Consider the following 25,549-nt stretch of genomic DNA (forward strand, 5'->3'; position numbering starts at 1 on the left):
AGCGGGTGTGCGGGGTTCAGCCGGCGTACGGGTCCGGCACCTTGCCCGGCCGGGCCAGGAACTCGAAGTCGCAGCCGGTGTCGGCCTGGGTGATCTGCTCGTTGTAGAGCGCGCCGTAGCCGCGCTCGTACCGGGTGGGCGGCGGTGTCCACTCCGCCCTCCTGCGCTCCAGCTCCGCGTCGTCCACGTTCAGCCGGAGGGTCCGGGCCTCGACGTCCAGGGTGATCGAGTCGCCCGTGCGGACGAGGGCCAGCGGCCCGCCGATGTACGACTCGGGTGCGATGTGCAGCACGCACGCGCCGTAACTCGTGCCGCTCATCCGGGCGTCGGAGATCCGCACCATGTCCCGCACGCCCTGCTTCAGCAGGTGGTCGGGGATGGGCAGCATGCCGTACTCGGGCATGCCGGGGCCGCCCTTGGGTCCGGCGTTGCGCAGCACCAGCACGCTGTCGGCGGTGATGCCGAGCGACGGGTCGTTGATGGTGCGCTGCATCGTCCTGTAGTCGTCGAAGACGACCGCCGGGCCGGTGTGCTCGAGCAGGTGCCGTTCGGCGGCGATGTGCTTGATGACGGCGCCGTCCGGGCAGAGGTTGCCGCGCAGGACAGCGACCCCGCCCTCGCTCGCGACCGGGTTGTCCCGGGGCCGGATGACGTCGTCGTCGTGGACCTGGGCGCCTTCCAGTTGCTCGCGCAGGGTGTCGTACGAGGCCGTCGGCCGGTCCAGGTGCAGCAGGTCCGGGATCCGGGAGAGGAATCCGGGCAGGCCGCCGGCGAAGTGGAAGTCCTCCATGAGGTACGTCCGTCCGCCGGGCCGGACGTTGGCCAGCACCGGCACCGTGCGGGCGATGCGGTCGAAGTCGTCGAGGGTGAGCCGGACGCCGGCCCGGCCGGCCATGGCGATCAGGTGGATGACGGCGTTGGTGGAGCCGCCGAGGCCGAGGACGGTGGTGACGGCGTCCTCGAAGGCGTCCTGGGTGAGGATGTCGCTCAACTTCCGGTCCTTGTGGACCAGTTCGACGATCCTCATACCCGCCTTGGCGGCCATCCGGTCGTGCCCGGAGTCGACGGCCGGGATGCTGGAGGCCCCCGGGACGGTCACGCCGAGCGCCTCCGCGGCGGCGGTGAGCGTGGACGCCGTACCCATCGTCATGCAGTGGCCGGGCGAGCGGGCGAGGCCGCTCTCCAGCTCGGTCATCTCGCAGTCGCCGATGAGGCCGGCCCGCTTGTCGTCCCAGTACTTCCACATGTCGGTGCCGGAGCCGAGCACCTCGCTGCGCCAGTGTCCCGGGAGCATGGGGCCGGCGGGGACAAACACGGTCGGCAGGTCGACGCTCGCCGCGCCCATCAGCAGGGCGGGCGTGGACTTGTCGCAGCCGCCCATCAGGACGGCGCCGTCCACCGGGTACGACCGCAGCAGTTCCTCGGCCTCCATCGCGAGCAGGTTGCGGTAGAGCATCGGGGTCGGCTTCTGGAAGGTCTCGGAGAGGGTGGAGACCGGGAACTCCAGCGGGAAGCCGCCCGCCTGCCACACTCCCCGCTTCACGGCCTGCGCGCGGTCCCGCAGGTGCACATGGCAGGGGTTGATGTCGGACCAGGTGTTGAGGATCGCGATGACCGGCTTGCCCAGGTGCTCCTCGGGGAGGTAGCCGAGCTGGCGGGTGCGGGCGCGGTGGCTGAAGGAGCGCAGGCCGTCGGTGCCGTACCACTGGTGGCTTCTCAGCTGCTCGGGGGACTTCATATCGACCACCCGGCGGCTATCGCGGCGACCTCGGCGCGCTCGTCCTCCGGCAGTTGCCTGCTCGGCGGGCGGACGTCCCGGCGGCACAGGCCGAGCGCGGCCAGGGCCTCCTTGACGACGGTGACGTTGTTGGCGGAGCCGTGGGCGGCGCGCAGTTCCTCGAAGCGGCGGATCTGTTCCCAGACCTTCATGGCGGCCGGGTAGTCGCCGGATCGAAGCGCTTCGATCATGTTCAGCGAGACGGCCGGGGCGATGTTCACGAGCCCTGAGGTGAAGCCGGTGGCACCGGCGGAGAAGTAGGAGGGGGCGTACGGTTCGGCGAGGCCCGCCACCCAGACGAAGCGGTCCAGGCCGGCGTCCCGGGCGAAGGCGGCGAAGCGTGCGGCGTCCGGGACGGCGTACTTCACGCCGATGACGTTGGGGCAGTGGTCGGCGAGTTCGGCGAGGCGGGCGCCGGGCAGCCGGTCGTTGCGGATGTAGGGGACCACGCCCAGTTCGGGCACCGACTCGGCGATGGCGCGGTGGTAGTCGACCCAGCCGGCCGCCGAGACGTAGGGGTGGACGGGCTGGTGGACCATCACCATCTGTGCGCCGAGCGCGCGGGCGTGCCGGGCGGAGGCGGTCGCGGTGGGCAGGTCGTGGCCGACGCCGACGAGGATCACGGCGCGGTCGCCGGCCTCGTCCACGGTCGACTCCGTGACCAGACGGCGCTCTTCGGGGGTGAGGGCGTAGAACTCGCCGGTGTTGCCGTTCGGGGTGAGGGTTCTGATCCCGCCGTCGAGCAGGCGACGCAGCAGTGCCCGGTGGGTGTCCTCGGCGACGGAGCCGTCCTCGGCGAAGGGGGTCACCGGGATGGCCACCACGTCGGCCAGGGCCGCCCGTTGGGTCTCGAACGTCACGCTGCTCATTGATGACCTTCCGCTGGGTGGGGCTCGGTGTCCGAGGGGAAAGCTCGCCGCACGAAGGACGCGATGTGGGCGTGCAGGGCGCTCGCGGCGCCGTCCGCGTCGCCGTCCAGCGCGAGCCGCAGGATCTCCCGGTGCTCGGCGGCCTCCCGCTCCCAGGAGGGGTCGGTCGCCCAGGCCACGGCGGAGACTAGGGCGGCCTGGTCGCGGACCTCGTCCAGCATCCGGCCGAGCAGCGGGTTGCCGCACGGCAGGTAGAGGGCGCGGTGGAACTCCCGGTTCGCCAGGGAGCGTTCGGCGGTGTCGGTGGCGGCGTCGGCCCGGGTGAGCGCGTCGCGGGCGGCGTCGAGGGAGGCCTCGCGCAGCACGGCCCGCCGCAGTGCTTCCGGCTCCAGCAGCAGCCGCACGTCGTAGACCTCGCGCGCCATGTCCGCGTCCACCATGCGCACCGTGACGCCCTTGTACTGGCTCATCACGACGAGACCGGTCCCGGCGAGGGTCTTCAGCGCCTCGCGCACCGGGGTCTTGGACACCCCGTACTGCGCGGCCAGCTCCGTCTCGACCAGGGCCTGACCGGGCGTCAACTGACCCGTCAGGATGCGGTGTTTGATCGCGTCCAGCACAAATTGCGTACGGGACGGGATCGGGGTGGGCACAGAGGTCATGCGGCCCTCTCGGATCTCACATATCGCGTCTCATATATGACGTACGAAGTACGACGCGTTGAAGGTAGGAGGGGGCCCGTGTTTCGTCAATGCTTCTGACAAAAGAAGGCCGGCGGCGTCTCAGACGGTGCGGGTGTCGCCCTCGACGGCGGTGTAGGTGGGCCGGCCGGAGACCGCGGCGGCTCGCTCGGTGGCCGCCTCACGGGTGAGCGTGGGGCCGACGTGGGTGACGAGCAGCTCCCGCACACGGGCGTCCCGGGCGATACGGCCGGCGTCCTCGGGCGTCAGATGAACCTGCCGGGGGTGTTCGCCAACGCGATGCTCGTCGAGGTCCGCCTCGCACAGGAACAGGTCGGCGCGGGAGGCGAGTTCGGTGAGCGCGGGGCAGGGTCCGCTGTCTCCCGAGTACGCCAGGACGCTGCCCTGGGACTCGGCGCGCAGCCCGTACGCCTCGGTGTCGTGGGCGACGGCGCGGGCGGTCAGGCGGAGGTTCCAGTGCCGGACGTCATGGCCGTCGTACAGGTCCCGGAAGTCGAAGACGCCCTTCAGGAACTCGACGTCCGGGCGGCCGAAGAAGCCCGCCAGCCGGCGCGCGCAGTCCTGGGGCGCGTACACGGGGATCGGCGCGTGCGGGGCCATGCCGCCGAAGGCGAAGGCGTAGGCGGCGGCGAGCAGGTCGGCGCTGTGGTCGGCGTGCAGATGCGAGATCCAGATCGCGGTGAGCCGGGCGGGATCCGTGTGCCGCTGCAACGCGGCGAACGTACCGGGCCCCGCGTCCACCCACACCTCGGCACCGCCGCCGGACACCAGATAGCCGGAGCAGGGCCGGTCCGGGCCCGGGTGCGGCGAGGCGGTACCGAGGACGGTGAGGGTGAGCGGCATAGCAGGGAGGGTACGACGCCTCACGCCCTGCTCCGGTTCATTTCACCAAGTGGAATCCGGGGTGGCGCAGCCAGGCGGCGAGGAACTCGGCGTCGCCGACGTGGCGGACGGAGCGCTCGCCGTCCCCCGTGTCGTAGGACACCTCGCGCAGGGTGCCCGGGAAGGGCGAGGGTCCTTCGAAGAGCATCCCGTCGAAGTCGATCGGCGCGTCCAGGCGTCGGGCCAGGGTGAGGGCGAGATGGCCGAGGGTGCGGTGGTTCGGCCGGCCCGAGGAGCCGGCGAACAGGGCGATCCCGTGCGTGGGCGGACGCGAGAAGGCCGCATAGTCCTCGTCGTCGGCGGGGATCTGCTCGTCTGCCCCCAGGGTGAAGCATCCGGTACCGTCGACGTCCGCCTGCTTCAGCCCGAGCGGGCGGGCGTCGGCGATCCAGAAGTCGGCGTGTCCGTCGCCGGCGGGCCGGACGGGATCGCAGAAGGTCTCGAGCCAGGGCAGGAGACCGGCCACCACATCCTGGGCGCCGCGCGCCTCGTCGAACAGCCACAGTCCCACGACCGGCCCCGCCATGACGCCCCCGCTCTTCGTCCGGACCGGGGATGCTACTCAGATCTCCATCACGGCATCGCAGTCGGGGCAGACCACGGGCGCGTACTCGGCGGGATACCACCGCGTCCCGGGGTCCTCGGACGGCCGCCAGGGGGCCAGCTCCATGGCGAAGGTGTCCTTGCCGCAGAGGGTCCGTGGTCCGGCGGCGTCGGGTCTGCCGGGCGCGGTGGGGGCCGCGTGCACCCGGCGCGGGAGCCGTTGCTCATCGGGCGAGCTGTCCCGGGTGGCGTGTGCGGCCGCCGGCTGGTCCAGCTCGTACACGACGACGATCTCGCTCATGTCAGCCGCGTTCACCCATGGCCGACGCCCGGGAGGGTGAGTTCCCGGCCGCGGTAGAAGCCCTCGTCCTCCGAGGCGACGTACGGCTCCATGGCCGCCCGCCGCTGCGCCTCCGGCTCGGAGGCCCGCCATGCGTCGCACGCCTCCTGGGAGTCCCAGAACGACACGCCGGTGATCTCCTGCCCGTCCTCGGACCAGTACGCGAAGGCGCGGCGCAGGCCCTGCGGGGCGGGGGCGGGGCGCCAGGCCCGCTCGAACTCCTCCAGGCTGCCCGGCTGAAGGCGGCGCGTCGTCACCCACACGTAGTGCTCCTGCATGGCGGCTTCCTCCGTTGTACGCATTCGGCCCGCCCCCTCTCAGGTCACGGTAGGTCCGATGCGCCGCTTCCGCCGCCCGGCGACCGCCGGTACGCCCAGGGGCACGGCCCCGCGTCGCCGGCGTGATCCGGAGGACACCCTCTCGGGGCCCGCGTCGCCGGCGTGATCCGGAGGACACCCGCTACGGCCGCCACTCCGGATCACGCCCGCTCAGGCCCACCGCCCGGTCCAGCAGCGGCGCCTCGGCCGGGACCGGGACGACCGGACCGAAGGGGCCGTTGCCCTCGGCGGTCGCCGCGAGGAGGAAGCCGTGGGCCGAGGTGAGAGCCTCGGGGTCGGGGGCGTAGGGGTGGCCGGTGGCGCGGGCCAGGTCCCAGCCGTGGATCACCAGCTCGTCGGCGACGACCGCACCCGCGACCGCGCCGGGCAGGTCCACCCCGCCCGCTCGGGTCATGCCGGTCCAGGCGGCCGGGTCGCGCCAGGCGTCGGCGAGTTCGTCCAGCGCCTTGGGCAGCTCCTCGCGCCAGCCCGGGCCGATGTCCGGGACGACGGTGTTCGGCGGGGTGTCGGTCGTCGCGCCCAGGTCCTTGCGGGCGGCGTCGCGGAAGGCGACGGACAGTCCCAGCAGGTGACCCAGCAGATTGCGTACCGCCAGGTCAGGACAGGGTGTGCGGCCCGGCAACTGCTCGTCGGTCACGGCCTCGGCGAGCAGCGCCAGGATCCGGGTCTGGGGGCCGAGGTCGAGGATCGGGGTGGTCATGCGTCGCTCCTTGGGGGTTGCGCTACCCGTACGGAGGGGTGACCGGACGGCTCGGCGAAACTCATCGGTGCCCTGCGGCCGCGCAGCCACTCCCACGGTGACCGGCCGCCTCCGAAGCACCACAGCGCGATGACAGGATCACAGAGCGCGCACCCGAACGACGAGTCGTGGGCGAACGGGATGATCGGGTGACCCTTGAGATGGTGCACGACGTCCCACGCGGTGTGCAGCAGCCAGCCGACGCCGACGAAGGTCCAGGAGTCCAGGCCCCGGTAGGCGACGTAGGTGACCACCGCGGTGAATGCGAACTCCCAGCCGCCGAGGGCTCCGCCGCTGAGGTAGGCGGCACCCGCGCCCGCGATCATGACCGCGTTGAAGCGGCGCCGGTGCGGCTCGGGGATCAGGGACATGAGCAGGACGTAGAGCAGGCCGATGAGGATCGGGGCGAGGTAGCGCATGCGGTCGACGGTAGGGACGGGGCCGGGGCTGCCCCAGGGGGGTGAGTGACAGGTTCCGACGGATTGTCGCCGCCGCGGTCACGCGCGCGGATAAGGCAGGTGACCGATCCGTGTGCACCCCCCTTAGGGCCACGATGAGCAGGCATGACGACTTCGTGGACCGTGACGCGGGTGCTGCGGGACCGCAACGCCGGGCTGTATCTCACGGGCTTGCTGGTGTCCGCCTTCGGTACCTCCTCGCTGTGGCTGGCGTCGGGCGTGTGGGTCAAGGACCTCACCGGTTCCAACGGCCTGGCCGCCCTGTGCATGCTCGCGATGTGGGCACCCACCCTGGCCGGCCCGGCGCTCGGCACCCTCGCCGACCGCTTCCGCCGCAGGCCCCTGCTCATCACCCTGAACCTGGGCCTGGCGGCCCTCCTCCTCGCCCTCTTCACCGTCGACTCGCCGGGCGGCCTGTGGCTGCTGTTCGCCGTGCTGTTCCTGTACGGCGCCGCCGGCGTCGTCAGTGAGGCCGCCGAGTCGGCCCTGGTCGCCGCCGTCGTCGCCCCGGACCTGCTCGGCGACATCAACGGACTGCGGTTGACCGTCACGGAGGGCATGAAGCTCGTCGCCCCGCTGACCGGCGCGGGCCTCTACGCGCTCTACGGCGGGCCGGCCGTCGCCGGTCTCGACGCGGTCACCTTCGTGCTCGCCTCCGGGCTGTGCGCCCTCCTGCGCGTACCCGAGGAACGGCCCGCCCGGTCGGGCGGCGGCTGGTGGCGGCAGACCGCCCGGGGCGTGCGCCATCTGTGGGGGCACCCGGGGCTGCGGCCGCTGGTCCGGGCGGGTGGTACGACGATGCTCCTCGCCTCGCTGAGCAGCACGACGACGTACGCCGTCGTGGACCGCCTCGGGCACTCCCCCGCCTACACGGGCGTGCTGTACGCCGCCCAGGGCGTCGGCTCGGTGACGGTGGGGCTGGTCTCCGGGCCCGCGCTGCGGCGGCTCGGCGGGCGCCGGTTCGCGGCAGCCGGGATCGCGCTGACGGCGGCCGGGGTGGCCGCGCGGGCCGTGCCGTCGGATCCGGTGGCCCTGGTGGCCGGGGCTGCCGTCGGCCTCGGTCTGCCCTGTGTGCTGATCGCCGCGCTCACCGCCGTACAGCGCGAGACGCCGGGGCCGCTGCTGGGCCGGGCGACGGCGACCGCGAACACACTGATGTTCACGCCGAACGTGCTCGGACTCGCCGTCGGGGCCGGCCTGGTCGAACTGGCCGGCCCCGGGCTGCTGCTGCCCCTGTACGCCCTGGGACTGCTCCTGACCGCCGCCGTGCTCGCGGCTCAGCGCGCGGCGAGCGCCTCGCGCACCGCCCCGAGGTCGTCGTCCGACGCCAACCCGGCGTGATACAGCCGCAGTTCCGTCGCCCCCTGGGCACGCGCGCGGGCCGCGTCGGCCGCGAGGGTGCCGGGGCTGCCGCCCATCCCGGAGACCACCGTGAAGTTGGCGGCCAGCACCGTCCGCTCGCGCGCCTGCTCGGCGAAGGGCGCCAGCAGGGCCGTACCGCCCGTGCACGGCACCACCACGCCGTCCGCGACGGAGAGGATGTGGGCGGGGTCCACGCCGACGTTGGCGCCGCAGTGGTACGGCACCGGGTCCGCGTGCAGCAGGATCTGGAAGCCGTCGGGTGCGGCGGCGCGTACGGCGGTGACGGCCTGCTCCTGGAGGGTGCGGGCCGTGGTGTCGCGCCACGCGCGCGTGGCGGCCGCGGTGTCCTGGCCGAGGAGCTTCTCGACCGTCGGCCAGCCCCCGTCGTCCGCCGCGCCCCGCCACAGCGGCTCCAGGGCGTCCCGTACGGCGGCCGCCAACCCGTCGGCGTCCAGGCCCTGTTCGCCGTACCCGGCGCGGCAGGCGGGGCAGAAGCAGAGCGACATCAGGTACTGCCCGGCGTCCCCGAGGCCGACCCCGGAGGTCTTGTCGTGGGCGTGCAGGTGCTGGAGCCCGTACCAGCCGAGGGACTCCAGTTCGGTGCCGTGCGCGCCGGGGCGTACGGCGGCCTCGGCGGCCAGGTCGACGAGGTACGCGCGCGTGGCGGGCTGGGCGATGCAGGGGGCCCACGGGTAGCGGTCGCCGTAGGCGTTGACGACCGAGGTGTCCGGATGTTCGGCGCCCAGGCGGGAGTTGTGCGCGAGGACGACCCAGGTGTGCACCTCCAGGCCGGCCGCGGCGAGCGCCTCGGCGGCCTCTCCGTAGGCGTTGCCGGGGGCCCAGCGCCCGGCGGGGTACGGTCGCAGGCCGCGGCCTGCCCAGCGGTCGCCGACGGGGTACAGGACGGCCGCGTACTCGGCGGTGACGATGCGGTGGCGCGGGTGGCGGGGGGTCAGGGCGCGGGTGGAGTGGTAGGCGGACGCGAGGGTCACCTGCCCGACGCCGAGCGCGGCGATGCGGGCGGGGGCCTCGGGGTCCCCGTCGACGTCCCAGGGGTAGACGAACGCCGACGCCTTCACGCGTCCTCCTCCAGCAGCGCGTGGCCCCGCTCGATCAGCTGGGCGAGCTGTTTGACATGGTCCTCGCCGGGCTCGTGCAGCGGGGGCCGGACCTCGCCCACGTCCAGGCCGCGCAGCCGTACGCCCGCCTTGACGAGCGAGACGGCGTAGCCGCGGCCCTGCGCGCGCAGCTCCACGAACGGGCGGTAGAAGCCGTCCAGGAGGCGGCGCAGGGTGTCCTGGTCGTCCGTCCGCAGGGCCCGGTGGAAGGCGAGGGCGATCTCGGGGGCGAAGCAGAAGACGGCCGAGGAGTACAGGGTGATGCCGAGGGCGCGGTAGGCGAGCTGGGTCTGCTCGGCGGTGGGCAGGCCGTTGAAGTACAGGAAGTCGCCGGGCACCTCGGTGCGGACGGCGCTGACGATCCGCTGCATGAGGTCCAGGTCGCCGAGGCCGTCCTTGAGGCCGATGACGCCGTCGGTGCGGGCCAGCTCGACCACCGTCTGGGGAGTGAAGACCGCGTTGTCGCGCTGGTAGACGATCACCGGCAGGGCGGTGGCGGCGGCGACCTCCCGGTAGTGCCGCAGCAGGCCCTCCTGGCCGGCCAGCACGAGGTACGGCGGCATGGCGAGCAGCCCGTCGGCGCCCGCGGCCTCGGCGAGGCGTGCGTAGCGGACGGCGAGCGCGGTGCCGTAGCCGGCGCCCGCGATCACCGGGACGCGCCCCTCGGCCGCCTCGACGGCCGCCCGCACGCAGGCCTCGAACTCCTCCGGCAGCAGTGCGTGGAACTCCCCGGTGCCGCAGCAGGCGAACACGGCGGCGGCGCCGGCCTCGACGCCGCGGCGCACATGGGTGCGGTAGACATCGAGGTCGAGGGAGCCGTCCGGGCCGTAGGCCGTGACGGGGAAGAACAGCGGCCCGCTCGGGTCGCGGAGCCGGGCGGCGAGAGGGGCTGGCGTCACGGGCGCTCCCTGTCGGTGCATGTCTCTGATCAGCGTCTATATTTCTGAACGCGACCACGCTACGGGCGCCACTCGGGACGGGTCAAGCGGACAAACCCCCGACACAGCAGCGGATTTCGCGACTCCACGCCACACTTGACTAGCCGCTGCACCGATCCTTAGCGTGTCCATGGATGTGAATGCTGTCCACGAACGCGGCCGTTGACTCAAGGAGACCGAGGATGCCCGCTCCCCGCACCGTATTGCTCACCGGCGCCGCCGGCGGGCTCGGCACCCTGATGCGGGACCTGCTGCCGGAGTACGGCTACACGCTGCGCCTGTTCGACGTGCGGCCCATCGAGGGCGAGCCGGACGCGATCACCGCGGACCTCACCGACAAGGAGGCGCTGCGCGAGGCGGTGCGGGGCGTGGACGCGGTCCTGCACCTCGCGGGCATCTCCCTGGAAGCGCCCTTCGAGAAGATCCTGACGTCGAACATCGAGGGCACCTACAACCTGTACGAGGCCGCCCGCCTCGAAGGCGTGCCGCGGATCGTCTTCGCCTCCTCCAACCACGCGGTCGGCTTCACCCCGGCCCCGCGCGCGGGCACACCTCTTGATTCAAGAGCGCTGATCCCGATCGACACCCCGCACCGCCCCGACACCTTCTACGGCCTGTCCAAGGCCTTCGGCGAGGACCTCGCGCAGTTCTACTGGGACAAGTACGGCCTGGAGAGCGTCTCCGTGCGCATCGGCTCGTGCTTCCCGGAGCCGGCCAACGTGCGCATGCTCTCGGTCTGGATGAGCCCGGCCGACGGCGCCCGCCTCTTCCACGCGGCCCTGACCGCCGAGGAGGTCGGCCACACCGTGGTCTACGGCTCCTCGGCGAACACGCGCCTGTGGTGGGACCTCACGACCGCGCGGGCGCTCGGCTACGAGCCGCGGGACGACTCGGAGCCGTACGCCGAGAAGCTGATCGCCGAGCAGGGCGAGCTGGACCCGGAGAACCCGGCCCACAGCCACCTGGGCGGGCACTTCGTGAACGATCCGCCCATCTGGCCGTACTGAGCATCCGGCGAGACGGCGGAAAACGATCGCTCACGGCGGCGGGCGGGCACCGAACGGGCCCGCCCGCCGCCGCGTTCGGGCATCCGGGCCGCCCGCTCCCACCCCTCGCCCGGCAGCCGTACAGGTCCGAGGCGGGCACAGCGCTTCGCGAACGGGCACACACGGGCAGTATCGGGCCCGCAACAGACCTGGTCAGCGCCGCACACCCGCTGTAGAACTTCCCCCATGGGCCCGAACGGGCAGCTCCACAGGGAAGTGGGTGACGACATGAGCACGAGAACCGCGGAAGAGCGCCAGCGCGAGATCGTGCTGGCCGCGCGCGCCACGGGCGCGGTCGACGTCACCGCGCTCGCCGCCCGGCTGGGCGTCGCCAAGGAGACCATCCGGCGCGATCTGCGCGCCCTGGAGGACCACGGCCTGGTCCGTCGTACGCACGGCGGCGCCTACCCGGTCGAGAGCGCCGGTTTCGAGACGACGCTCGCCTTCCGCGCCACCAGCCACGTCCCCGAGAAGCGCAGGATCGCGGCCGCCGCGGCCGAGCTGCTGGGGGACGCGGAGACGGTCTTCGTCGACGAGGGCTTCACCCCGCAGCTCATCGCCGAGGCCCTGCCGGCGGACCGGCCGCTGACCGTGGTCACCGCGTCCCTGCCCGTCGCGGGCGCCCTCGCCGAGACCGAGAGCATGTCGGTCCTGCTCCTCGGCGGCCGGGTCCGCGCCGGCACGCTGGCGACCGTCGACCACTGGACGACGAATATGCTGTCCGGTTTCGTGGTCGACCTCGCCTTCATCGGCGCCAACGGCATCTCCCGCGAACACGGCCTGACCACCCCCGACCCCGCGGTCAGCGAGGTCAAGGCCCAGGCCATCCGCGCCGCACGCAGGACGGTCTTCGCGGGCGTGCACACCAAGTTCGGAGCGGTCAGCTTCTGCCGGTTCGCCGAGGTCGGCGCGCTGGAGGCGATCGTGACGAGCACGCTGCTTCCGGCGGCCGAGGCCCACCGCTACTCGCTGCTGGGCCCGCAGGTCATCCGGGTCTGAAAAACAAACTCGCCCACCCCCAGGGCTCATTCATACCGATACGCGCCCCTTATATCCCTATAAATCCAGGAGCGATCCATGCGAACCCAGAGCCGACGGAGGCCGCGAGCCACGCTCGCCATGGCCGCCGCAGGGACGCTGCTCGCCCCGCTGCTCTCCGGCTGCTGGGTCGGTGCGGGCGGGTCCGGTTCAGGCGGCGACTCCCTCAACGTCCTGATGGTCAACAACCCTCAGATGACGGAGTTGCAGAAGCTCACCGCCGCGCACTTCACGAAGGAGACCGGCATCAAGGTCAACTTCACCGTCCTGCCCGAGAACGACGTCCGCGACAAGATCAGCCAGGACTTCGCCAACCAGGCCGGTCAGTACGACGTGGCCACGCTCTCCAACTACGAGATCCCGATCTACGCCCGCAACGGCTGGCTGCACGAGATGGACTCGTACACCGCCAAGGACCCGGCCTACGACGAGCAGGACGTCCTCAAGCCGATGCGGCAGTCCCTCACCGGCAACGACGGCAAGCTCTACGGCCAGCCCTTCTACGGCGAGTCGTCCTTCCTGATGTACCGCAAGGACGTGTTCGCCGCGAAGGGCCTGACGATGCCCGCGCACCCCACCTGGCAGCAGGTCGCCGACCTCGCCGCGAAGGCGGACGGCGCACAGCCCGGCATGAAGGGCATCTGTCTGCGCGGGCTGCCCGGCTGGGGCGAGGTGATGGCACCGCTCACCACCGTGGTGAACACCTTCGGCGGCACCTGGTTCGACAAGGACTGGAAGGCCCGGCTGAACTCCCCCGAGTTCGAGAAGGCGACAAAGTTCTATGTCGATCTCGTCCGCAGCCACGGTGAGTCGGGCGCGGCCCAGTCCGGCTTCGCCGAGTGCCTCAACGACATGACCCAGGGCAAGGTCGCCATGTGGTACGACGCCACGTCCGCGGCCGGTCTGCTGGAGGCGGCCGACTCGCCGGTCAGGGGCAAGCTCGGCTACGCCCCGGCCCCCGTCGAGAAGACGGACTCCTCCGGCTGGCTCTACACCTGGGCCTGGGGCATCCAGAAGGCCTCCCGCAACCCCGACAAGGCCTGGAAGTTCGTCTCCTGGGCGTCGAGCAAGGGCTATGAGCAGCTGGTCGGCGAGACCAGTGGCTGGCCGAACGTCCCGGCGGGCAAGCGGGCGTCGACGTACGCGAACGCCGACTACCGCAAGTCGGCGGCCGCCTTCCAGGAGATGACCAAGGAGGCCATCGAGAGCGCCCGCCCGGGCGACCCCGGCGTCCAGCCGCGCCCCGCGCCCGGCATCCAGTTCGTCGGCATCCCCGAGTTCACCGACCTCGGCACCAAGGTCTCCCAGGAGATCAGCGCGGCCATCGCCGGACGCCAGTCCGTCGCATCGGCCCTCGACAAGTCCCAGCAGCTCGCCGAGAAGATCTCCAAGGAGTACGAGGGACGATGACAGCGACGACGACGGCCCCCCTCGCGACCACCCCCGTGAGAACCGTGAAACAACCCTCCGCCCGGCTGCGCGCCTGGGCCGCCCGTGGCCCGCTCCTGCCGGCCCTGGTCTTCATGATCGTGGTGACCCAGCTGCCGTTCGTGGCCACGCTGGTGATCTCCTTCTTCGACTGGAACTCCCTCTATCCCAAGGCCCGCCGTTTCACCGGCGTCGACAACTACCGCCAGGTGCTGACCGACGCGGACCTGCGCCACTCGGTGTGGACGACCGTGCTGCTCACGGTGGCGGTGGTGCTGGCCAGCCTGGTCCTCGGTCTCGCGCTGGCCCTGCTGCTGGACCGTAGGTTCCGCGGTCGGGGTGTCGTACGCACCCTGCTCATCGCGCCGTTCCTGGTGGTGCCCGTGGCCGCGGCCCTGCTCTGGAAGCATGTGCTCTACAACCCCGAATACGGCCTGTTCAATGGGTTGTTGCACTATGTGGGCGGCCCACAGCCGGACTGGATCTCGAACACCCCGCTGCTCGCGGTCGAGGCCTCGCTGGTGTGGCAGTGGACGCCGTTCATGATGCTGATCCTGCTGGCCGGACTGCAGAGCCGGGACCAGCAGCAGATCGAGGCCGCGCGGGTCGACGGCGCGAGCGACTGGCAGATCTTCCGCCATCTCACCCTGCCCCACCTGCGCCGCTATCTCGAACTCGGCGCCCTGCTGGGCTCGATCTACATCGTGCAGAACTTCGACGCGGTGTTCACGATCACCTCCGGCGGCCTCGGCACCGCCAACCTGCCCTACACCGTCTACCAGACCTTCTACCAGGCCCACGAGAACGGCCTCGCCTCGGCCGCGGGCGTCCTGGTGGTCATCGGCTCGATCATCATCACGACCTTCGCCCTGCGCGTGGTGTCGTCCCTGTTCCGCGAGGAGGCGTCCCGCGCATGAGCACAACGATCCTGCGGCACCGCCGGGGCCTCGGCCTGGGCCTGGTGGCCTGGCTGGCCGGCATCCTGTTCTTCCTGCCCATCGCGTGGATGGCCCTGACCTCCTTCCACTCCGAGGCGGACGCGGCGACCAACCCGCCCTCCTTCGCCGCCTCCCTCACCCTCGACGGCTACCGCGAGTTCTTCGGCACGGGCGGCGGGGCCAGTCCGTGGCCCGCGCTGATCAACTCCACGGTCGCCTCACTGGTCTCGACGCTGTGCGTGCTGCTCCTCGCCCTCCCGGCGGCGTACGCGCTCTCGATCCGGCCGGTCAAGAAGTGGACCGACGTCCTGTTCTTCTTCCTGTCCACGAAGATGCTGCCGGCGGTGGCGGGCCTGCTGCCGGTGTACCTCTTCGCGAAGAACGCCGGGATGCTCGACAACATCTGGCTGCTGGTCATCCTCTACACCTCCATGAACCTGCCGATCGCGGTGTGGATGATGCAGTCCTTCCTCGCCGAGGTGCCGGTCGCGGTGATCGAGGCGGCGCAGATCGACGGCGCCCGCCTCCCGACGATCCTCGCCCGTGTGGTGGCCCCCATCGCCCTGCCCGGCATCGCCGCCACCGCCCTGATCTGCTTCATCTTCAGCTGGAACGAACTGCTCTTCGCCCGAGTCCTGACGGGCGTGGTCGCCGAGACCGCCCCCGTCTTCCTGACCGGCTTCATCACCAGCCAGGGCCTGTTCCTGGCCAAGGTGTGCGCCGCGTCGCTCGTCATCTCCCTGCCGGTGCTCGCCGCGGGGTTCGCCGCCCAGGACAAGCTGGTCCAGGGCCTGTCGTTGGGAGCCGTGAAATGAAGGCCGCCGTCATCGAGTCCGTGGGCCGCGCCGTCGTCACCGAGGTCCCGGACCCGACGCCAGGGCCCCGCGAGGTCGTCGTCGAGGTCGCCGCCTGCGGCCTGTGCGGCACCGATCTGCACATCCTCCAGGGCGAGTTCGCGCCCAAGCTGCCGATCGTCCCCGGGCACGAGTTCGCGGGCGAGGTGGTCGGGGTCGGCACCCAGGTCACGGAGGTCGCGGTCGGCGACCGGGTGGCCGTGGACCCCTCCCTGTACTGCTACGAGTGCCGCTACTGCCGTACCGGCCACAACAACCTGTGCGAGCGGTGGGCCGCGATCGGCGTGACGACGGCGGGCGGCGCGGCCCAGTACGCCGTGGCCCCCGTGGCGAACTGCGTGAAGCTGCCCGAGCACGTCCGTACCCAGGACGCGGCCCTGGTGGAGCCCCTGTCCTGTGCGGTACGCGGCTACGACGTCCTGCGCTCCCGCCTCGGCGCGCACGTCCTGATCTACGGCTCCGGGACCATGGGCCTGATGATGCTGGAGCTGGCCAAGCGCACGGGCGCGTCCAGCGTGGACGTGGTGGACGTGAACCCCGCCCGCCTGGAGACGGCCCGCCGCCTCGGCGTCTCGGCGTCCGCCGCGAACGCCGACGAACTGGACCGCCCGCAGGGCTGGGACGTGGTCGTCGACGCGACCGGCAACGCGGCGGCGATCCAGGACGGCCTGGACCGGGTGGCCAAGGCGGGCACGTTCCTGCAGTTCGGGGTGGCCGACTACGCGACCCGGGTGACGATCGACCCGTACCGCATCTACATCCAGGAGATCACCATCACCGGTTCGATGGCGGTCCTGCACAGCTTCGAGCGGGCGGCCGAGCTGTTCGCGAACGGAGTCCTGGACCCCGAGGTGTTCATCAGCGACCGGATCCCGCTGGAGCGCTACCCCGAGGCGCTGGAGCAGTTCGCGGCGGGCGTGGGGCGGAAGATCGTGGTGGTGCCGTAGGAGACCGCGTCGCAGGTGAGCGGAGGCCGCCGCGGCGAACTCGGCGGCCTCCGCCTTCCGCTCAGCCGCCGAAGTGGATCAGCGTCGCCCAGCGGCTGGGGCGGTCGGGCCAGCCGCCCGAGGTCCACTCCGCCAGCTGGTTCAGGATCCTGGCGGGCTCCACGGCCTCGCCCCGGCCGAGCCGCCGGGCCAGCGCCTGGTGGAACCGGCCCGCGAGAAACGCGGCCGCCGCGTCGTCGACCGGCCACAGCGTCCCGAAGGCGTGCGTGAATCCGGCCAGCACCAGGCCGGCGCAGAGCGTGATGGCCTCGTCCGTGAGGACTCTGCCGCCCCGGGCCGTGTCGCAGGCCGACAGGTATGCCAGAAAGGCGTGACCCTCCAGGTCGTGGACCGACAGCTCGGCCACGGAGAACGTGCCGTCGGCGAGCACCAGGCCACTGCGGGAGGGGTCTTCGGGCACGTTGACGGCATGGCAGGCGAAGTGCGCGACCGCGGCGCGGGACAGCGCCGAGGCCAGTGCGGTGTGCGTCGCGTCGGCCCCGACGAGCGGAACCGAGCCGGGGTAGGAGCCGGCCACCGCCTCCGCCTCGGCTCGTACGCCTGGCAGGTCCGCGTACCCCCGCGTCACCGGCATCGCCACCACGGACGCCGACTGGGAACGTGTTCCTGTGCCGTCCGACCCACGGCAACGAGCGCTACGCCGTGCCGCTCGCGGAGGCCGTGGACCTCATCACGGCCACCCGCGCGCGGCTCAACGGTCTGGCCAAGCGGTTCCGCTTCGTCGCCTCGGCCGCCATGCCCACGACCTCGTCTTCCGCTATCACGAAGCCCGTGACCCCGCCGATCAGGACCGGCTCCTGACCTGGCCCGCCGAGCGGCCTGTGACCTGGTTGGACGAGGTCGTCGCCGCGAACGGAGCAGCCGTTCCCCGGGTAAGGGAACGGTAAAGCGCCCCCGCTCGTTACCTCAGACATGACAGCTATGACCCCAGGCTCGAACATCCCTCTGTCGGCCGCCCGTGTGACGGTGGACGTCTCCGCACCGGTGCGGCTCGACGTGTCGGGCCTGCTGCTCACCGCCGACGGCAAGGTGCGCTCCGACGACGACTTCATCTTCTACAACCAGCCCGCCGGGCCGGGCGTGACGTACACGTCCGGTGGCGGCGCGGCGCCCGACGCGGTCACGGTGGACACCGCCGCTGTGCCGCCGGACATCGAGAAGATCGTGGTCACGGCCAGCCCGGACGCGGCCGGCCAGACCTTCCAGGGCATCGAGCCGACGGCCACGATCCGGGACGCGGACGGCGGCTCGGTCCTGGCCACGTTCACCCCGCCGCAGCTCGGCACGGAGACGGCGCTGGTGGTCGTGGAGATCTACCGGCGGGGCGACCAGTGGAAGGCCCGCGCCGTCGGCCAGGGGTACGCCAACGGACTGGCCGGCATCGCGACGGACTTCGGTGTGACGGTGGAGGAGCCCGCCGCCGCTCCGGCGGCCCCGCCGACGCCCGTCGCGCAGGCGCCGGTCGCGCCGCCCGCCCCGGCCGCTCCGCCCGCCCCGGTGCCCGGCGCCGGGAAGATCAACCTGGACAAGGGCCGGGTCAGCCTCCAGAAGAACCAGACCGTGTCCCTGGTCAAGGGCGGCCGCCCGCTGCTCTCCATGGTGCAGATGGGCCTCGGCTGGGAGCCCGCGTTCCGCGGCAAGGACATCGACCTGGACGCCTCGGTCATCGCCTACGGCCCGCAGCGCAACGCCATCGACAGCTGCTACTTCGGCAAGCTGACGATCCTGAACGGCGCGATCAGACACTCGGGTGACAACCTCACCGGCGAGGGCGGGGGCGACGACGAGGTGATCACGGTCGACCTCGGCCGCCTCCCCCAGGAGGTCACCGGCCTGGTCTTCACGGTCAACTCCTTCTCCGGCCAGAAGTTCACGGAGGTCGCCAAGGCCTACTGCCGCCTGGTGGACGCGGCCACGGGAGAGGAGCTGGTCCGCTTCGACCTCACCCACGCCGAGCCGCAGACGGGCGTGATGATGGCCAAGCTCGTCCGGCAGTTCTCCGGCGAGTGGGACATGACGGCGATGGGCGAGTTCGTGAAGGCACGGACGGTACGGAACATGGTGGAGCCGGGGGCACGGGCGCTGTGACCGCACCGGTCGGAGCGGAGGGACGGCAGCTCCTCCCCCGCTCCGACCCGGCCGGCGGGCCACCCGGCGGGCATCGCCTCCGCAGGCCTCGGCTCCGCGGGCACCGGCTCCACAGGCGTCAGTTCCGCCGCCGCCCACGCTCCCGTACGCCGATCCACCAGCACACGGCGGCCAGCGGCACAGCGGACAGCGCCGTCAGCCACACCGGTCCGAGCCCGGCCCCGTCGTCCAACGCCTTCCCCAGCACGAGGAAGAGCACCATGTTGTTCCCGGCATGCACCAGACTCGGCACCCAGATCGTGCCGCTGCGCGTGTAGAACCAGACGAGGATCACTTCCTGGAGCTGGAAGGAGAGCGTCCACACCAGCAGCCCCACCAGCACGTTCGAGAAGTCGACGTAGCCGATGAACGCCAGCGGGAAGTGCCACACCGCCCAGATCAGGCCCGTGACGACGGCCGAGGGCACGGGCGCGCCGCTGAACAGCCTGGGCCGCAGATAGCTCGTCCACCCGAACTCCTCACCGCAGTACACCGGGGTGAGGATCAGCGCGACCGCCATCAGACCGAGCAGGGACAGGACTTGGTCGAGGCCGGGGAGAACACCGCCGGGGCCGGACAGGTCCGGGTGCCACAGACCCACGGCGGCCGCGAGGCCCAGGGTGCAGCCGGCTACGGCCGGCGGGCCGATCCACGCCAGCAGGTAGTACCGCCAGGCCTCCCGCAGCCGGAGCCGCAGGCCGGCGTCGGCGAATCCCTCCCGGGTGACCCAGCGGCGGACCACCACGGCCGCGAGCGCCGGCATGGTGAAGGCCGGCAGCTGGAGCAAGGGGTGCAGCGCGGACAGCCCGAGGAGCCCTCTCGCGCACAGCAGCCACAGCCACGTACCGGCGAAGGAGAGCGCGAGAAAGACACTCACGCCTCTCCGCCTCGTCGCCGCGTCGGCTTCGTTCCGGACGGGATGCCGTGTCCCGGTCGTCGTCACCGGCATGTTCACCTCTCGGTCTCGGGTCGCTCAACCACCGCCGCCCGTCGGGCACTTGCTCTCCGGAGCGGCGGGGACAACCGTCGCCCGTGACGCGCCGGAGCACATCGCTGCGAGGAGTGAGGTGGTGGTCCCCTCTTCGCGGGAGCTGTCCGGGAGCCAGGTCTGGCTCTTTCGGGGGAGGTGCCCCGCACCGCGTCGTCCGTAGGGTTCGGGACATGCGCACAGTGATCAGGACAGCCATGGTCCGGGCCTGGTGGCGGGGGTGGCTCTTCTCGCTGGCCGGCGCCCTGCTCGCTCTGCCGCCGCTCGCCGTGGCACTGGTGTCGGCACCGCCGGGACGGCCCGCGGCGCTGCGTGTCGCCGGGTTCGCCCTCGGATTCGCCGTCGTGGTGGCGGTCATGGCCCTGCCCGGGGCGGCGAGACGCGGATGCGTTCGCCTGGTCAACGGGCTTCTTGCCGCGGGCGTGCCGGCGCCCCTGGAGCCGGCGCGCTCGCCCTGGGCCGGGCGACTGCGCACAGCGGCCTGGCTCCTGCTGCACCTGACCGTCGGCCCGGCGGTCGCCTTCCTCACGCTGCTCTGGATGTTCGCGGGCCTCACGTTGCCCGCGGCATGGCTGGGCGACGGCGGTGACGTGGCCGTCCTGGTCGGCACCGTTCCCGCACCGCACGGCTGGCGGGGCGCGTGGACGCTGCCGGCCGGGGCCCTGTGCCTGGCGACGGCCGGTTGCCTCGCGGCCTGGAGTGCGGCGGCGCTGCGGCGGGCGGCCCGTCTCCTGCTCGGCCACGGTCCGGCCGAGCGCCTCGCCGACGCCGAGGAACGGATGAGGACGCTGGCGGTGCGCAACCGCCTCGCCCAGGACCTGCACGACTCGATCGGGCACACCCTGACGTCCTCCACCATCCAGGCGGCCGCCGCGCTGGAGCTGTGGGAGCAGGACCCGGAGGCGGCCCGACGTGCCGTCAGCACCATCGAGGAGACCTCACGCGCGGCGATGGACGACCTCGACCACGTCGTCGGCATCCTGCGGGAGGAGCCGGGAACCGCGCGGCCGCAGGCCACCCTCGCGGACCTCGGCACGCTGGCCGGGCAGGTCCGGGCCGCGGGTGCCTCGCTCACCCTGGAGACGGAGGGCGACCTGGCCCGGGTGCCCGCCACGGTCTCCCGGGAGGCCTATCGCATCGTCCAGGAGGCGCTGACCAATGCGCTCAAGCACGGTACGGGGACCGGGATCCGCGTCCGTGCGGCCGTACGGGAGGGCCGTCTCCGGCTGGAGGTGACCAACCCCGCCGTCACGCCGGCGGACCCGGACGGCCTGCCGGGCCGGCGCGGGCACGGGCTGGCCGGGATCGAGGAACGGGTGGGACTCCTGCGCGGCGCGATGTCGGCCGGGCCGGCGCGGGACGGCCGCTGGCACGTCGACGTCGACCTCCCGCTACGGTCGAGCCCATGACCTTCACCGATGCGTCCACGGCACCGGCGGCGGGCTCGGCACCGGACGGCGAACCGCCCGTGACCGTGGTCGTCGTCGACGACGAGGAGCTGACCCGGGCCGGTCTGCGCACCCTGCTCGACGCCCGACCGGGGATCGACGTGGTCGGCGAGGCGGCGGACGGCACCGAGGTGCTGCCCCTGGTGACACGGCTGCGGCCCGATGTGGTGCTCATGGACGTGCGCATGCCCCGGCTGAACGGCATCGAGGCGACGAGGCTGCTGCGCGCGGAGCTGTCGGACCCGCCGAAGGTCGTGGTCATCACGACCTTCGAGAACGACGAGTACGTCTGGGAGGCGCTGCTGGCCGGCGCGGCGGGCTTCATCCGCAAGCGTGCCCCCTCGGCGGAGATCGCCCAGGCGATCCGCTTGGTGGCCGGCGGCGACACCCTGCTGTTCCCGGACACGCTGCGCCGGCTCGCCGGCCAGCACTTCGCGGCCGCGCCGGCCGGGCCGGGTCGCGCGGACCACAGGGCGGCGGCCCTGACCAACCGGGAGCGGGAGATCCTGCGGCTGATGGCCCGGGGCCTGTCCAACCAGCAGATCTCCGGGCGGCTGACGGTCAGCCTGGAGACGGTCAAAACGCATGTGGGCAACGTCCTGGCCAAGCTGAACGCCAACAACCGCACGCACGCGGTGGTGGTCGCCTACGAGACGGGCGTCCTCGTACCGGGAGCGGCGACGGCGGACGACGACCCGGCGCGTCCTCACCCCGCCGGCCGCAACCCCTCCGTCAGCAACGCCAGGTAGCGCCGGATCTCCCGCCCCTGCCCGTTCGCCAGCTCCGAGGCGGTGGCCACCCCGTGCGCCAGCCGCAGCAGCTCGATCGGCTCCAGGTCGGCGCGGAGCACCCCCTCCGCCTGGGCCGCCTCCACCAGCCGGGAAGCCGCGCCCTTGACCGTCGTACCGCAGGCCGTCAGCGCGGCCGAGCTGCCGTCCGTGACCGCCGAGCCCAGCAGGGACTTCATCCCGCGCACCTGGATCGTGGCGACGCACAGCTCGTTCAGCCACTCCATCAGCGCCTCGCCCGGCGGCAGTTCCCGGGCCAGCTCGTCGGCCCGGCTCCCCAGCGCCTCGATCCGGTCCACGTAGGCGGCCTCCAACAGCGCCTGCCGTGTGGGGAAGTGCCGGTAGAGGGTGCCCGAGCCGACGCCCGCCCGCTTGGCGATGTCGTCGAGTGACGCGTTCTCCCCATGCTCGGCGAAGGCCTCCGCCGCCACCTTCAGCAATCGCTCGTAGTTGCGCCGAGCGTCCGCGCGCATGGGCCTGACCTGCGTCATCCAGTTACTCCTTGCAAACCGGGGACTCTCTCCGTATTTTATCGAGCACTAAACGGAGACAGTCCCCGCTTATCGCCGTGTGCTCCGCGGACAGCCCGTGCCGCTGCCCGTGTGTGCCGTCGCGCCCGGGGACGTCCAGACCGGGAGAACGCCATGTCTGCGCCGTCCAGCCCGTCCGCACCGTCCGCCACCGCCGACGCCACCTCCGCACCCTCGCCTCCCGCGCGCCTCGGCACCACCCTCCTCGTCATCGTCACCGCCTACCTGATGGTCGGCGTCGACTCCACCGTCGTCAACGTGGCACTGCCCGACATCGCACAGGGCCTGCACTTCAGCCGGACCGGCCTGTCCTGGGTGCTCAACGCCTACACGCTCGCCTTCGGCGGCCTGCTGCTGCTCGGCGGGCGGATCGGGGACATCGTCGGCCGCCGCCGCACACTCGCCGCCGGTGCCCTGCTGTTCGCCCTGTCCTCCCTGCTCGGCGGCCTCGCCACCGAGGGCGGCTGGCTGCTCGCGGCCCGCGCGCTCCAGGGACTCGGCGGCGCCCTGATCGCGCCCAGCACCCTCGCCCTGATCACCACCAGCTTCCCCGAGGGACCCCGCCGCCACCACGCCCTGAGCGTCTACTCCTCCATGGCCGGCATCGGCGGCTCGGTCGGCCTGGTCCTCGGCGGCCTGCTCACCTCCTGGGCCTCCTGGCGCTGGGCCCTGCTCATCAACGTCCCCATCGGCCTCGCCCTCGTCCTCGCCCTGCCCCGCTTCGTCACCGAGACCCCGCGCCACGCGGGCCGCTTCGACCTCGCCGGCGCACTGACCGGGACGGCCGGGACGACCTCGCTGGTATACGCGTTCATCCGGGCCTCGGAGACGGGCTGGAGCGACACCCGGGCCCTGCTCGGCTTCATCGCGGCGGCCGCGCTGCTGGCCGGCTTCGCGCTGGTCGAGGCCCGGGCCGACCAGCCGGTCATGCCGCTCGGCCTGTTCTCCGACCGCAACCGGGCGGGCGGCTACGCGAGCATCCTGCTGCTGCCCGCGGGCATGTTCGGCGCCTTCTACTTCCTCACCCTGATCTGCCAGCAGGTCCTGGACTACAGCCCGTTGCGCGCGGGCTTCGCCTTCCTGCCGATGACCCTGGTGATGTTCACGACCGTACGGCTGGTGCCCCGCCTGCTGGCCCGGTTCGGCACCAAGCCGGTGCTGCTGACGGGGATGACGCTGGTCGCCGCCGGCGCCGGCTGGCTGTGGCGGCTGGGGCCCGGGGACGGCTATGCGGCCGGACTGCTCGGCCCGCTGCTGCTGTTGGGGCTGGGGGTGGGTCTGAGCTTCATGCCGCTCAACGCGACGATCCTGTCCGCCGTCGAGCCCCGGGAGGCGGGTGCTGCCTCCGGCCTGCTGCAGACCCTGCAGTGGCTGGGCGGCACGGTGGGACTGTCCGTCCTGGTCACGGTGTACGGCACGGCGACCCGGCACAGCACCGGATCGCCGGACGCCGTCCTCACCCATGGGGCGGCCCGCGCCTTCGGCGTCGGCGCGTTGATCGCCCTGGCCGCGCTGGTGGTCGCGGCATCGGTGATCACCGGCCGGCGCGGGCCCGCCCGCAACGTCTAGAACAGGGCGCTGTAGGCGTTGAGCGCGGGCTGTCCGCCGAGGTGGGCGTAGAGCACGGTCGAGTCCGCGCCGATCTCGCCGCGCTCGACGAGGTCGACGAGCCCGGCCATGGACTTGCCCTCATAGACGGGGTCGGTGACCATGCCCTCGGTCCGCGCGGCGAGCCGCATGGCGTCCAGGGTGGTCTCGTCGGGGACGCCGTAGATCCCCGCGTGGTACCGCTCGTCCAGCTCGACGGTCAGCTCGCCCTTCACGCCGATGAGTTGCCCGGTGGCGTGGGCGATCCGGGCGATCTGCTCGCGGGTGCGGGCGGGCTCGGCCGAGGCGTCGATCCCGAGCACCCGGCGCGGCCGGCCACCCGCCTCCTGAAGCGCACCGAACCCGGCGACCATGCCCGCCTGGGTCGACCCGGTGACCGAGCACACGATCACCGTGTCGAAGAAGACGCCCAACTCCGCTTCCTGCTCGGCGACTTCATGGGCCCAGCGGGCGAAGCCGAGGCCGCCGAGCGGGTGGTCGGAGGCGCCGGCCGGGATGGCGTACGGCTTCCCGCCCGCCTCCTCCACGTCCCGCAGCGCTTTCTCCCAGCTCTCCTTGAACCCGATCCCGAACCCGGCCCGCACCAGCCGCACCTCGGCCCCGGCGAGCCGGCTGATCAGGATGTTGCCCACCTTGTCGTACACGGAGTCCGGCCACTCCACCCAGCTCTCCTGCACCAGCACGCACTTGAGCCCGGCACGGGCGGCGACGGCGGCGACCTGGCGGGTGTGGTTGGACTGCACCCCGCCGATCGAGACGAGCGTGTCGCAGCCCTGCGCGAGCGCGTCGGCGACCAGGTACTCCAGCTTGCGGGTCTTGTTCCCGCCGTAGGCGATCCCGGAGTTGCAGTCCTCCCGCTTGGCCCACAGGGCGGCGCCGCCGAGGTGGCCGGTCAGGCGCTCCAGGGGGTGCACGGGCGAGGGGCCGAACAGCAGCGGATAGCGGGCGTAGGACGACAGGGACACGGGACCTCCAGGTCAGTCGGGGTCGGCCAGGTCTGCGAGGGTGCGCCAGATGTCGGCGGTGACCCGGACCGCGCCGTCCGTGTCACCGTCGGCGCAGGCCTCGATCAGCCGCTCGTGCAGCCCGGCCGAGCGGCAGGAGCCGCCCTCGCCGAAGCGCTGCCTCTCCAGGCGGCGGATGAGCGGGGTGTAGCGGGCGACGGTCGCGGCGGCCGCGCGGTTGCCGCTCACCCGGACCAGGACGTCGTGCAGCTCGTCGTCGGCACGCAGGGCCTCGTCCACGTCACCCGTGCGCATGGCGGTGGCGAACCGGTCGTTGGCCGCGCGCATCTCCTCCAGGTCCGCGTCCCGCAGCCGGGGTACGGCGACCCGGGTGACCAGTTCGTGCAGGGCGCCGACCACCGCCGCCGCGTCCCGTACGTCGGCGGCGACGAGCGGGGTGACCCGGGTGTAGCTCTGCGGCTTGCTCTCCAGCAGCCCCTCGTCCACGAGCCGGGCGAAGGCCTCGCGCACGGGCGCCCGGGACAGTCCCAGCCGCTCGGCCAGGTCGGCGTCGCGCACCACCGCGCCGGGCTCGATCTCCCCGGCCACGATGGCGTCCCGGATGGCCGCGTAGGCGCGGTCCCGGAGCAGGGTGCGGGGTACGGGTCGCAGCGTCTCCACGAACTGAAATGTTAGATATCAATGCCGGGGCAGGCAAGGGAGCAGACGGCGGACAAGGG

The 25,549-nt window shown here is 72.4% G+C and carries 28 protein-coding genes; 12 read left to right on the forward strand and 16 right to left on the reverse strand.

What is annotated here, in order from left to right:
• Positions 1 to 16: 16 nt before the first annotated feature.
• The 9 genes from araD to BEK98_RS02885 all read right to left on the reverse strand — a co-directional run bounded on the left by araD (position 17) and on the right by BEK98_RS02885 (position 6,608).
• Positions 17 to 1,738, reverse strand: coding sequence for an L-arabinonate dehydratase (gene araD / locus BEK98_RS02845; protein ID WP_244201720.1), 1,722 nt, complete (start codon positions 1,736 to 1,738; stop codon positions 17 to 19).
• On the reverse strand, positions 1,735 to 2,646 hold the full coding sequence (locus BEK98_RS02850; protein ID WP_094214742.1) for a dihydrodipicolinate synthase family protein: 912 nt from the start codon (positions 2,644 to 2,646) through the stop codon (positions 1,735 to 1,737). The genes araD and BEK98_RS02850 overlap by 4 nt, the downstream gene beginning before the upstream one ends.
• Positions 2,643 to 3,308, reverse strand: a complete 666-nt coding sequence (locus BEK98_RS02855) for a GntR family transcriptional regulator (RefSeq protein ID WP_094214743.1) — start codon at positions 3,306 to 3,308, stop codon at positions 2,643 to 2,645. The genes BEK98_RS02850 and BEK98_RS02855 overlap by 4 nt, the downstream gene beginning before the upstream one ends.
• Positions 3,309 to 3,428: 120 nt before the next feature.
• On the reverse strand, positions 3,429 to 4,190 hold the full coding sequence (locus tag BEK98_RS02860; protein WP_094214744.1) for an MBL fold metallo-hydrolase: 762 nt from the start codon (positions 4,188 to 4,190) through the stop codon (positions 3,429 to 3,431).
• Between the two features lie 37 nt (positions 4,191 to 4,227).
• Positions 4,228 to 4,755, reverse strand: coding sequence for a DUF6368 family protein (locus BEK98_RS02865; RefSeq protein ID WP_094214745.1), 528 nt, complete (start codon positions 4,753 to 4,755; stop codon positions 4,228 to 4,230).
• Positions 4,756 to 4,791: 36 nt separating this feature from the next.
• Entirely contained in the window at positions 4,792 to 5,073 is a 282-nt protein-coding gene (locus BEK98_RS02870; protein WP_094214746.1) for a hypothetical protein, read from the reverse strand.
• Positions 5,074 to 5,084: 11 nt separating this feature from the next.
• Positions 5,085 to 5,390 carry an antibiotic biosynthesis monooxygenase gene (locus BEK98_RS02875; protein ID WP_094214747.1) on the reverse strand — a complete coding sequence of 102 codons (306 nt, stop codon included), beginning with the start codon at positions 5,388 to 5,390 and terminating at the stop codon, positions 5,085 to 5,087.
• A gap of 181 nt (positions 5,391 to 5,571) precedes the next feature.
• Positions 5,572 to 6,150 carry a TIGR03086 family metal-binding protein gene (locus BEK98_RS02880; protein ID WP_094214748.1) on the reverse strand — a complete coding sequence of 193 codons (579 nt, stop codon included), beginning with the start codon at positions 6,148 to 6,150 and terminating at the stop codon, positions 5,572 to 5,574.
• Positions 6,147 to 6,608, reverse strand: coding sequence for a DUF6010 family protein (locus tag BEK98_RS02885; protein ID WP_244201721.1), 462 nt, complete (start codon positions 6,606 to 6,608; stop codon positions 6,147 to 6,149). The genes BEK98_RS02880 and BEK98_RS02885 overlap by 4 nt, the downstream gene beginning before the upstream one ends.
• A 144-nt stretch (positions 6,609 to 6,752) precedes the next feature.
• On the opposite strand from BEK98_RS02885, the gene BEK98_RS02890 reads away from it, so the two are divergent.
• Entirely contained in the window at positions 6,753 to 7,988 is a 1,236-nt protein-coding gene (locus tag BEK98_RS02890) for an MFS transporter (protein WP_094214749.1), read from the forward strand.
• Here the strand turns inward: BEK98_RS02890 and BEK98_RS02895 are convergent.
• Positions 7,925 to 9,088, reverse strand: a complete 1,164-nt coding sequence (locus BEK98_RS02895) for a hypothetical protein (protein ID WP_094214750.1) — start codon at positions 9,086 to 9,088, stop codon at positions 7,925 to 7,927. The genes BEK98_RS02890 and BEK98_RS02895 overlap by 64 nt on opposite strands.
• The gene (locus tag BEK98_RS02900; protein ID WP_094214751.1) at positions 9,085 to 10,026 is read right to left on the reverse strand and encodes a 5-dehydro-4-deoxyglucarate dehydratase; all 942 of its coding nucleotides are present in this window, start codon (positions 10,024 to 10,026) and stop codon (positions 9,085 to 9,087) included. The genes BEK98_RS02895 and BEK98_RS02900 overlap by 4 nt, the downstream gene beginning before the upstream one ends.
• A gap of 221 nt (positions 10,027 to 10,247) precedes the next feature.
• Here BEK98_RS02900 and BEK98_RS02905 point away from each other — a divergent pair, with 221 nt between their 5' ends.
• From BEK98_RS02905 to BEK98_RS02930, 6 genes are all read left to right on the forward strand, one after another.
• Positions 10,248 to 11,072, forward strand: coding sequence for an NAD-dependent epimerase/dehydratase family protein (locus BEK98_RS02905; RefSeq protein WP_094214752.1), 825 nt, complete (start codon positions 10,248 to 10,250; stop codon positions 11,070 to 11,072).
• A 267-nt stretch (positions 11,073 to 11,339) separates the two neighbouring features.
• Positions 11,340 to 12,110 (forward strand): DeoR/GlpR family DNA-binding transcription regulator, encoded by a 771-nt coding sequence (locus BEK98_RS02910; protein ID WP_094214753.1) that lies wholly within the window; start codon positions 11,340 to 11,342, stop codon positions 12,108 to 12,110.
• A gap of 78 nt (positions 12,111 to 12,188) precedes the next feature.
• A complete protein-coding gene (locus BEK98_RS02915) occupies positions 12,189 to 13,559 on the forward strand; it encodes an ABC transporter substrate-binding protein (protein WP_094214754.1) in 1,371 nt (456 codons plus the stop codon).
• The gene (locus BEK98_RS02920) at positions 13,556 to 14,494 is read left to right on the forward strand and encodes a carbohydrate ABC transporter permease (protein WP_094214755.1); all 939 of its coding nucleotides are present in this window, start codon (positions 13,556 to 13,558) and stop codon (positions 14,492 to 14,494) included. Before BEK98_RS02915 ends, BEK98_RS02920 begins: the two co-directional genes overlap by 4 nt.
• On the forward strand, positions 14,491 to 15,330 hold the full coding sequence (locus BEK98_RS02925; protein WP_094214756.1) for a carbohydrate ABC transporter permease: 840 nt from the start codon (positions 14,491 to 14,493) through the stop codon (positions 15,328 to 15,330). Before BEK98_RS02920 ends, BEK98_RS02925 begins: the two co-directional genes overlap by 4 nt.
• Entirely contained in the window at positions 15,327 to 16,316 is a 990-nt protein-coding gene (locus BEK98_RS02930) for a zinc-dependent alcohol dehydrogenase family protein (RefSeq protein ID WP_094214757.1), read from the forward strand. Before BEK98_RS02925 ends, BEK98_RS02930 begins: the two co-directional genes overlap by 4 nt.
• A 61-nt stretch (positions 16,317 to 16,377) precedes the next feature.
• Here BEK98_RS02930 and BEK98_RS02935 read toward each other — a convergent pair whose 3' ends face one another.
• Entirely contained in the window at positions 16,378 to 16,950 is a 573-nt protein-coding gene (locus tag BEK98_RS02935; protein WP_143684068.1) for a CHAT domain-containing protein, read from the reverse strand.
• A 26-nt stretch (positions 16,951 to 16,976) separates the two neighbouring features.
• On the opposite strand from BEK98_RS02935, the gene BEK98_RS02940 reads away from it, so the two are divergent.
• Together BEK98_RS02940 and BEK98_RS02945 are read left to right on the forward strand one after the other, a co-directional pair.
• Positions 16,977 to 17,177, forward strand: coding sequence for a hypothetical protein (locus tag BEK98_RS02940; RefSeq protein WP_094214759.1), 201 nt, complete (start codon positions 16,977 to 16,979; stop codon positions 17,175 to 17,177).
• A gap of 120 nt (positions 17,178 to 17,297) precedes the next feature.
• Positions 17,298 to 18,464 (forward strand): TerD family protein, encoded by a 1,167-nt coding sequence (locus BEK98_RS02945; protein WP_094214760.1) that lies wholly within the window; start codon positions 17,298 to 17,300, stop codon positions 18,462 to 18,464.
• 118 nt (positions 18,465 to 18,582) lie between these two features.
• On the opposite strand, the gene BEK98_RS02950 is transcribed toward BEK98_RS02945, so the two are convergent.
• Positions 18,583 to 19,380: a CPBP family intramembrane glutamic endopeptidase gene (locus BEK98_RS02950; RefSeq protein ID WP_244201722.1), complete on the reverse strand. Its 798-nt coding sequence runs from the start codon at positions 19,378 to 19,380 to the stop codon at positions 18,583 to 18,585.
• Between the two features lie 284 nt (positions 19,381 to 19,664).
• Here BEK98_RS02950 and BEK98_RS50795 point away from each other — a divergent pair, with 284 nt between their 5' ends.
• Both BEK98_RS50795 and BEK98_RS02960 read left to right on the forward strand, forming a co-directional pair.
• Entirely contained in the window at positions 19,665 to 20,900 is a 1,236-nt protein-coding gene (locus BEK98_RS50795; protein WP_279635442.1) for a sensor histidine kinase, read from the forward strand.
• The gene (locus tag BEK98_RS02960) at positions 20,897 to 21,688 is read left to right on the forward strand and encodes a response regulator (RefSeq protein ID WP_094214763.1); all 792 of its coding nucleotides are present in this window, start codon (positions 20,897 to 20,899) and stop codon (positions 21,686 to 21,688) included. Before BEK98_RS50795 ends, BEK98_RS02960 begins: the two co-directional genes overlap by 4 nt.
• On the opposite strand, the gene BEK98_RS02965 is transcribed toward BEK98_RS02960, so the two are convergent.
• On the reverse strand, positions 21,646 to 22,218 hold the full coding sequence (locus BEK98_RS02965) for a TetR/AcrR family transcriptional regulator (protein WP_094214764.1): 573 nt from the start codon (positions 22,216 to 22,218) through the stop codon (positions 21,646 to 21,648). The genes BEK98_RS02960 and BEK98_RS02965 overlap by 43 nt on opposite strands.
• Before the next feature lie 153 nt (positions 22,219 to 22,371).
• On the opposite strand from BEK98_RS02965, the gene BEK98_RS02970 reads away from it, so the two are divergent.
• Positions 22,372 to 23,826 (forward strand): MFS transporter, encoded by a 1,455-nt coding sequence (locus BEK98_RS02970; protein WP_094214765.1) that lies wholly within the window; start codon positions 22,372 to 22,374, stop codon positions 23,824 to 23,826.
• On the opposite strand, the gene BEK98_RS02975 is transcribed toward BEK98_RS02970, so the two are convergent.
• A complete protein-coding gene (locus tag BEK98_RS02975) occupies positions 23,823 to 24,830 on the reverse strand; it encodes a 1-aminocyclopropane-1-carboxylate deaminase (RefSeq protein ID WP_094214766.1) in 1,008 nt (335 codons plus the stop codon). The genes BEK98_RS02970 and BEK98_RS02975 overlap by 4 nt on opposite strands.
• 12 nt (positions 24,831 to 24,842) lie before the next feature.
• Positions 24,843 to 25,490 (reverse strand): GntR family transcriptional regulator, encoded by a 648-nt coding sequence (locus tag BEK98_RS02980; protein WP_094214767.1) that lies wholly within the window; start codon positions 25,488 to 25,490, stop codon positions 24,843 to 24,845.
• Positions 25,491 to 25,549: the final 59 nt, after the last annotated feature.

This window comes from Streptomyces diastatochromogenes (genome assembly GCF_002242805.1).
In the GTDB taxonomy this organism is placed as follows: Bacteria; Actinomycetota; Actinomycetes; order Streptomycetales; family Streptomycetaceae; genus Streptomyces; species Streptomyces diastatochromogenes.

Excerpts from the sequence above, each read along its gene's own strand:
- araD (WP_244201720.1), bottom strand. The coding sequence starts at position 1,738 with ATGAAGTCCCCCGAGCAGCTGAGAAGCCACCAGTGGTACGGCACCGAC.
- BEK98_RS02850 (WP_094214742.1), bottom strand. The coding sequence starts at position 2,646 with ATGAGCAGCGTGACGTTCGAGACCCAACGGGCGGCCCTGGCCGACGTG.
- BEK98_RS02855 (WP_094214743.1), bottom strand. The coding sequence starts at position 3,308 with ATGACCTCTGTGCCCACCCCGATCCCGTCCCGTACGCAATTTGTGCTG.
- BEK98_RS02860 (WP_094214744.1), bottom strand. The coding sequence starts at position 4,190 with ATGCCGCTCACCCTCACCGTCCTCGGTACCGCCTCGCCGCACCCGGGC.
- BEK98_RS02865 (WP_094214745.1), bottom strand. The coding sequence starts at position 4,755 with ATGGCGGGGCCGGTCGTGGGACTGTGGCTGTTCGACGAGGCGCGCGGC.
- BEK98_RS02870 (WP_094214746.1), bottom strand. The coding sequence starts at position 5,073 with ATGAGCGAGATCGTCGTCGTGTACGAGCTGGACCAGCCGGCGGCCGCA.
- BEK98_RS02875 (WP_094214747.1), bottom strand. The coding sequence starts at position 5,390 with ATGCAGGAGCACTACGTGTGGGTGACGACGCGCCGCCTTCAGCCGGGC.
- BEK98_RS02880 (WP_094214748.1), bottom strand. The coding sequence starts at position 6,150 with ATGACCACCCCGATCCTCGACCTCGGCCCCCAGACCCGGATCCTGGCG.
- BEK98_RS02885 (WP_244201721.1), bottom strand. The coding sequence starts at position 6,608 with ATGCGCTACCTCGCCCCGATCCTCATCGGCCTGCTCTACGTCCTGCTC.
- BEK98_RS02890 (WP_094214749.1), top strand. The coding sequence starts at position 6,753 with ATGACGACTTCGTGGACCGTGACGCGGGTGCTGCGGGACCGCAACGCC.
- BEK98_RS02905 (WP_094214752.1), top strand. The coding sequence starts at position 10,248 with ATGCCCGCTCCCCGCACCGTATTGCTCACCGGCGCCGCCGGCGGGCTC.
- BEK98_RS02910 (WP_094214753.1), top strand. The coding sequence starts at position 11,340 with ATGAGCACGAGAACCGCGGAAGAGCGCCAGCGCGAGATCGTGCTGGCC.
- BEK98_RS02915 (WP_094214754.1), top strand. The coding sequence starts at position 12,189 with ATGCGAACCCAGAGCCGACGGAGGCCGCGAGCCACGCTCGCCATGGCC.
- BEK98_RS02920 (WP_094214755.1), top strand. The coding sequence starts at position 13,556 with ATGACAGCGACGACGACGGCCCCCCTCGCGACCACCCCCGTGAGAACC.
- BEK98_RS02925 (WP_094214756.1), top strand. The coding sequence starts at position 14,491 with ATGAGCACAACGATCCTGCGGCACCGCCGGGGCCTCGGCCTGGGCCTG.
- BEK98_RS02930 (WP_094214757.1), top strand. The coding sequence starts at position 15,327 with ATGAAGGCCGCCGTCATCGAGTCCGTGGGCCGCGCCGTCGTCACCGAG.
- BEK98_RS02935 (WP_143684068.1), bottom strand. The coding sequence starts at position 16,950 with ATGCCGGTGACGCGGGGGTACGCGGACCTGCCAGGCGTACGAGCCGAG.
- BEK98_RS02945 (WP_094214760.1), top strand. The coding sequence starts at position 17,298 with ATGACCCCAGGCTCGAACATCCCTCTGTCGGCCGCCCGTGTGACGGTG.
- BEK98_RS50795 (WP_279635442.1), top strand. The coding sequence starts at position 19,665 with ATGCGCACAGTGATCAGGACAGCCATGGTCCGGGCCTGGTGGCGGGGG.
- BEK98_RS02960 (WP_094214763.1), top strand. The coding sequence starts at position 20,897 with ATGACCTTCACCGATGCGTCCACGGCACCGGCGGCGGGCTCGGCACCG.
- BEK98_RS02965 (WP_094214764.1), bottom strand. The coding sequence starts at position 22,218 with ATGACGCAGGTCAGGCCCATGCGCGCGGACGCTCGGCGCAACTACGAG.
- BEK98_RS02970 (WP_094214765.1), top strand. The coding sequence starts at position 22,372 with ATGTCTGCGCCGTCCAGCCCGTCCGCACCGTCCGCCACCGCCGACGCC.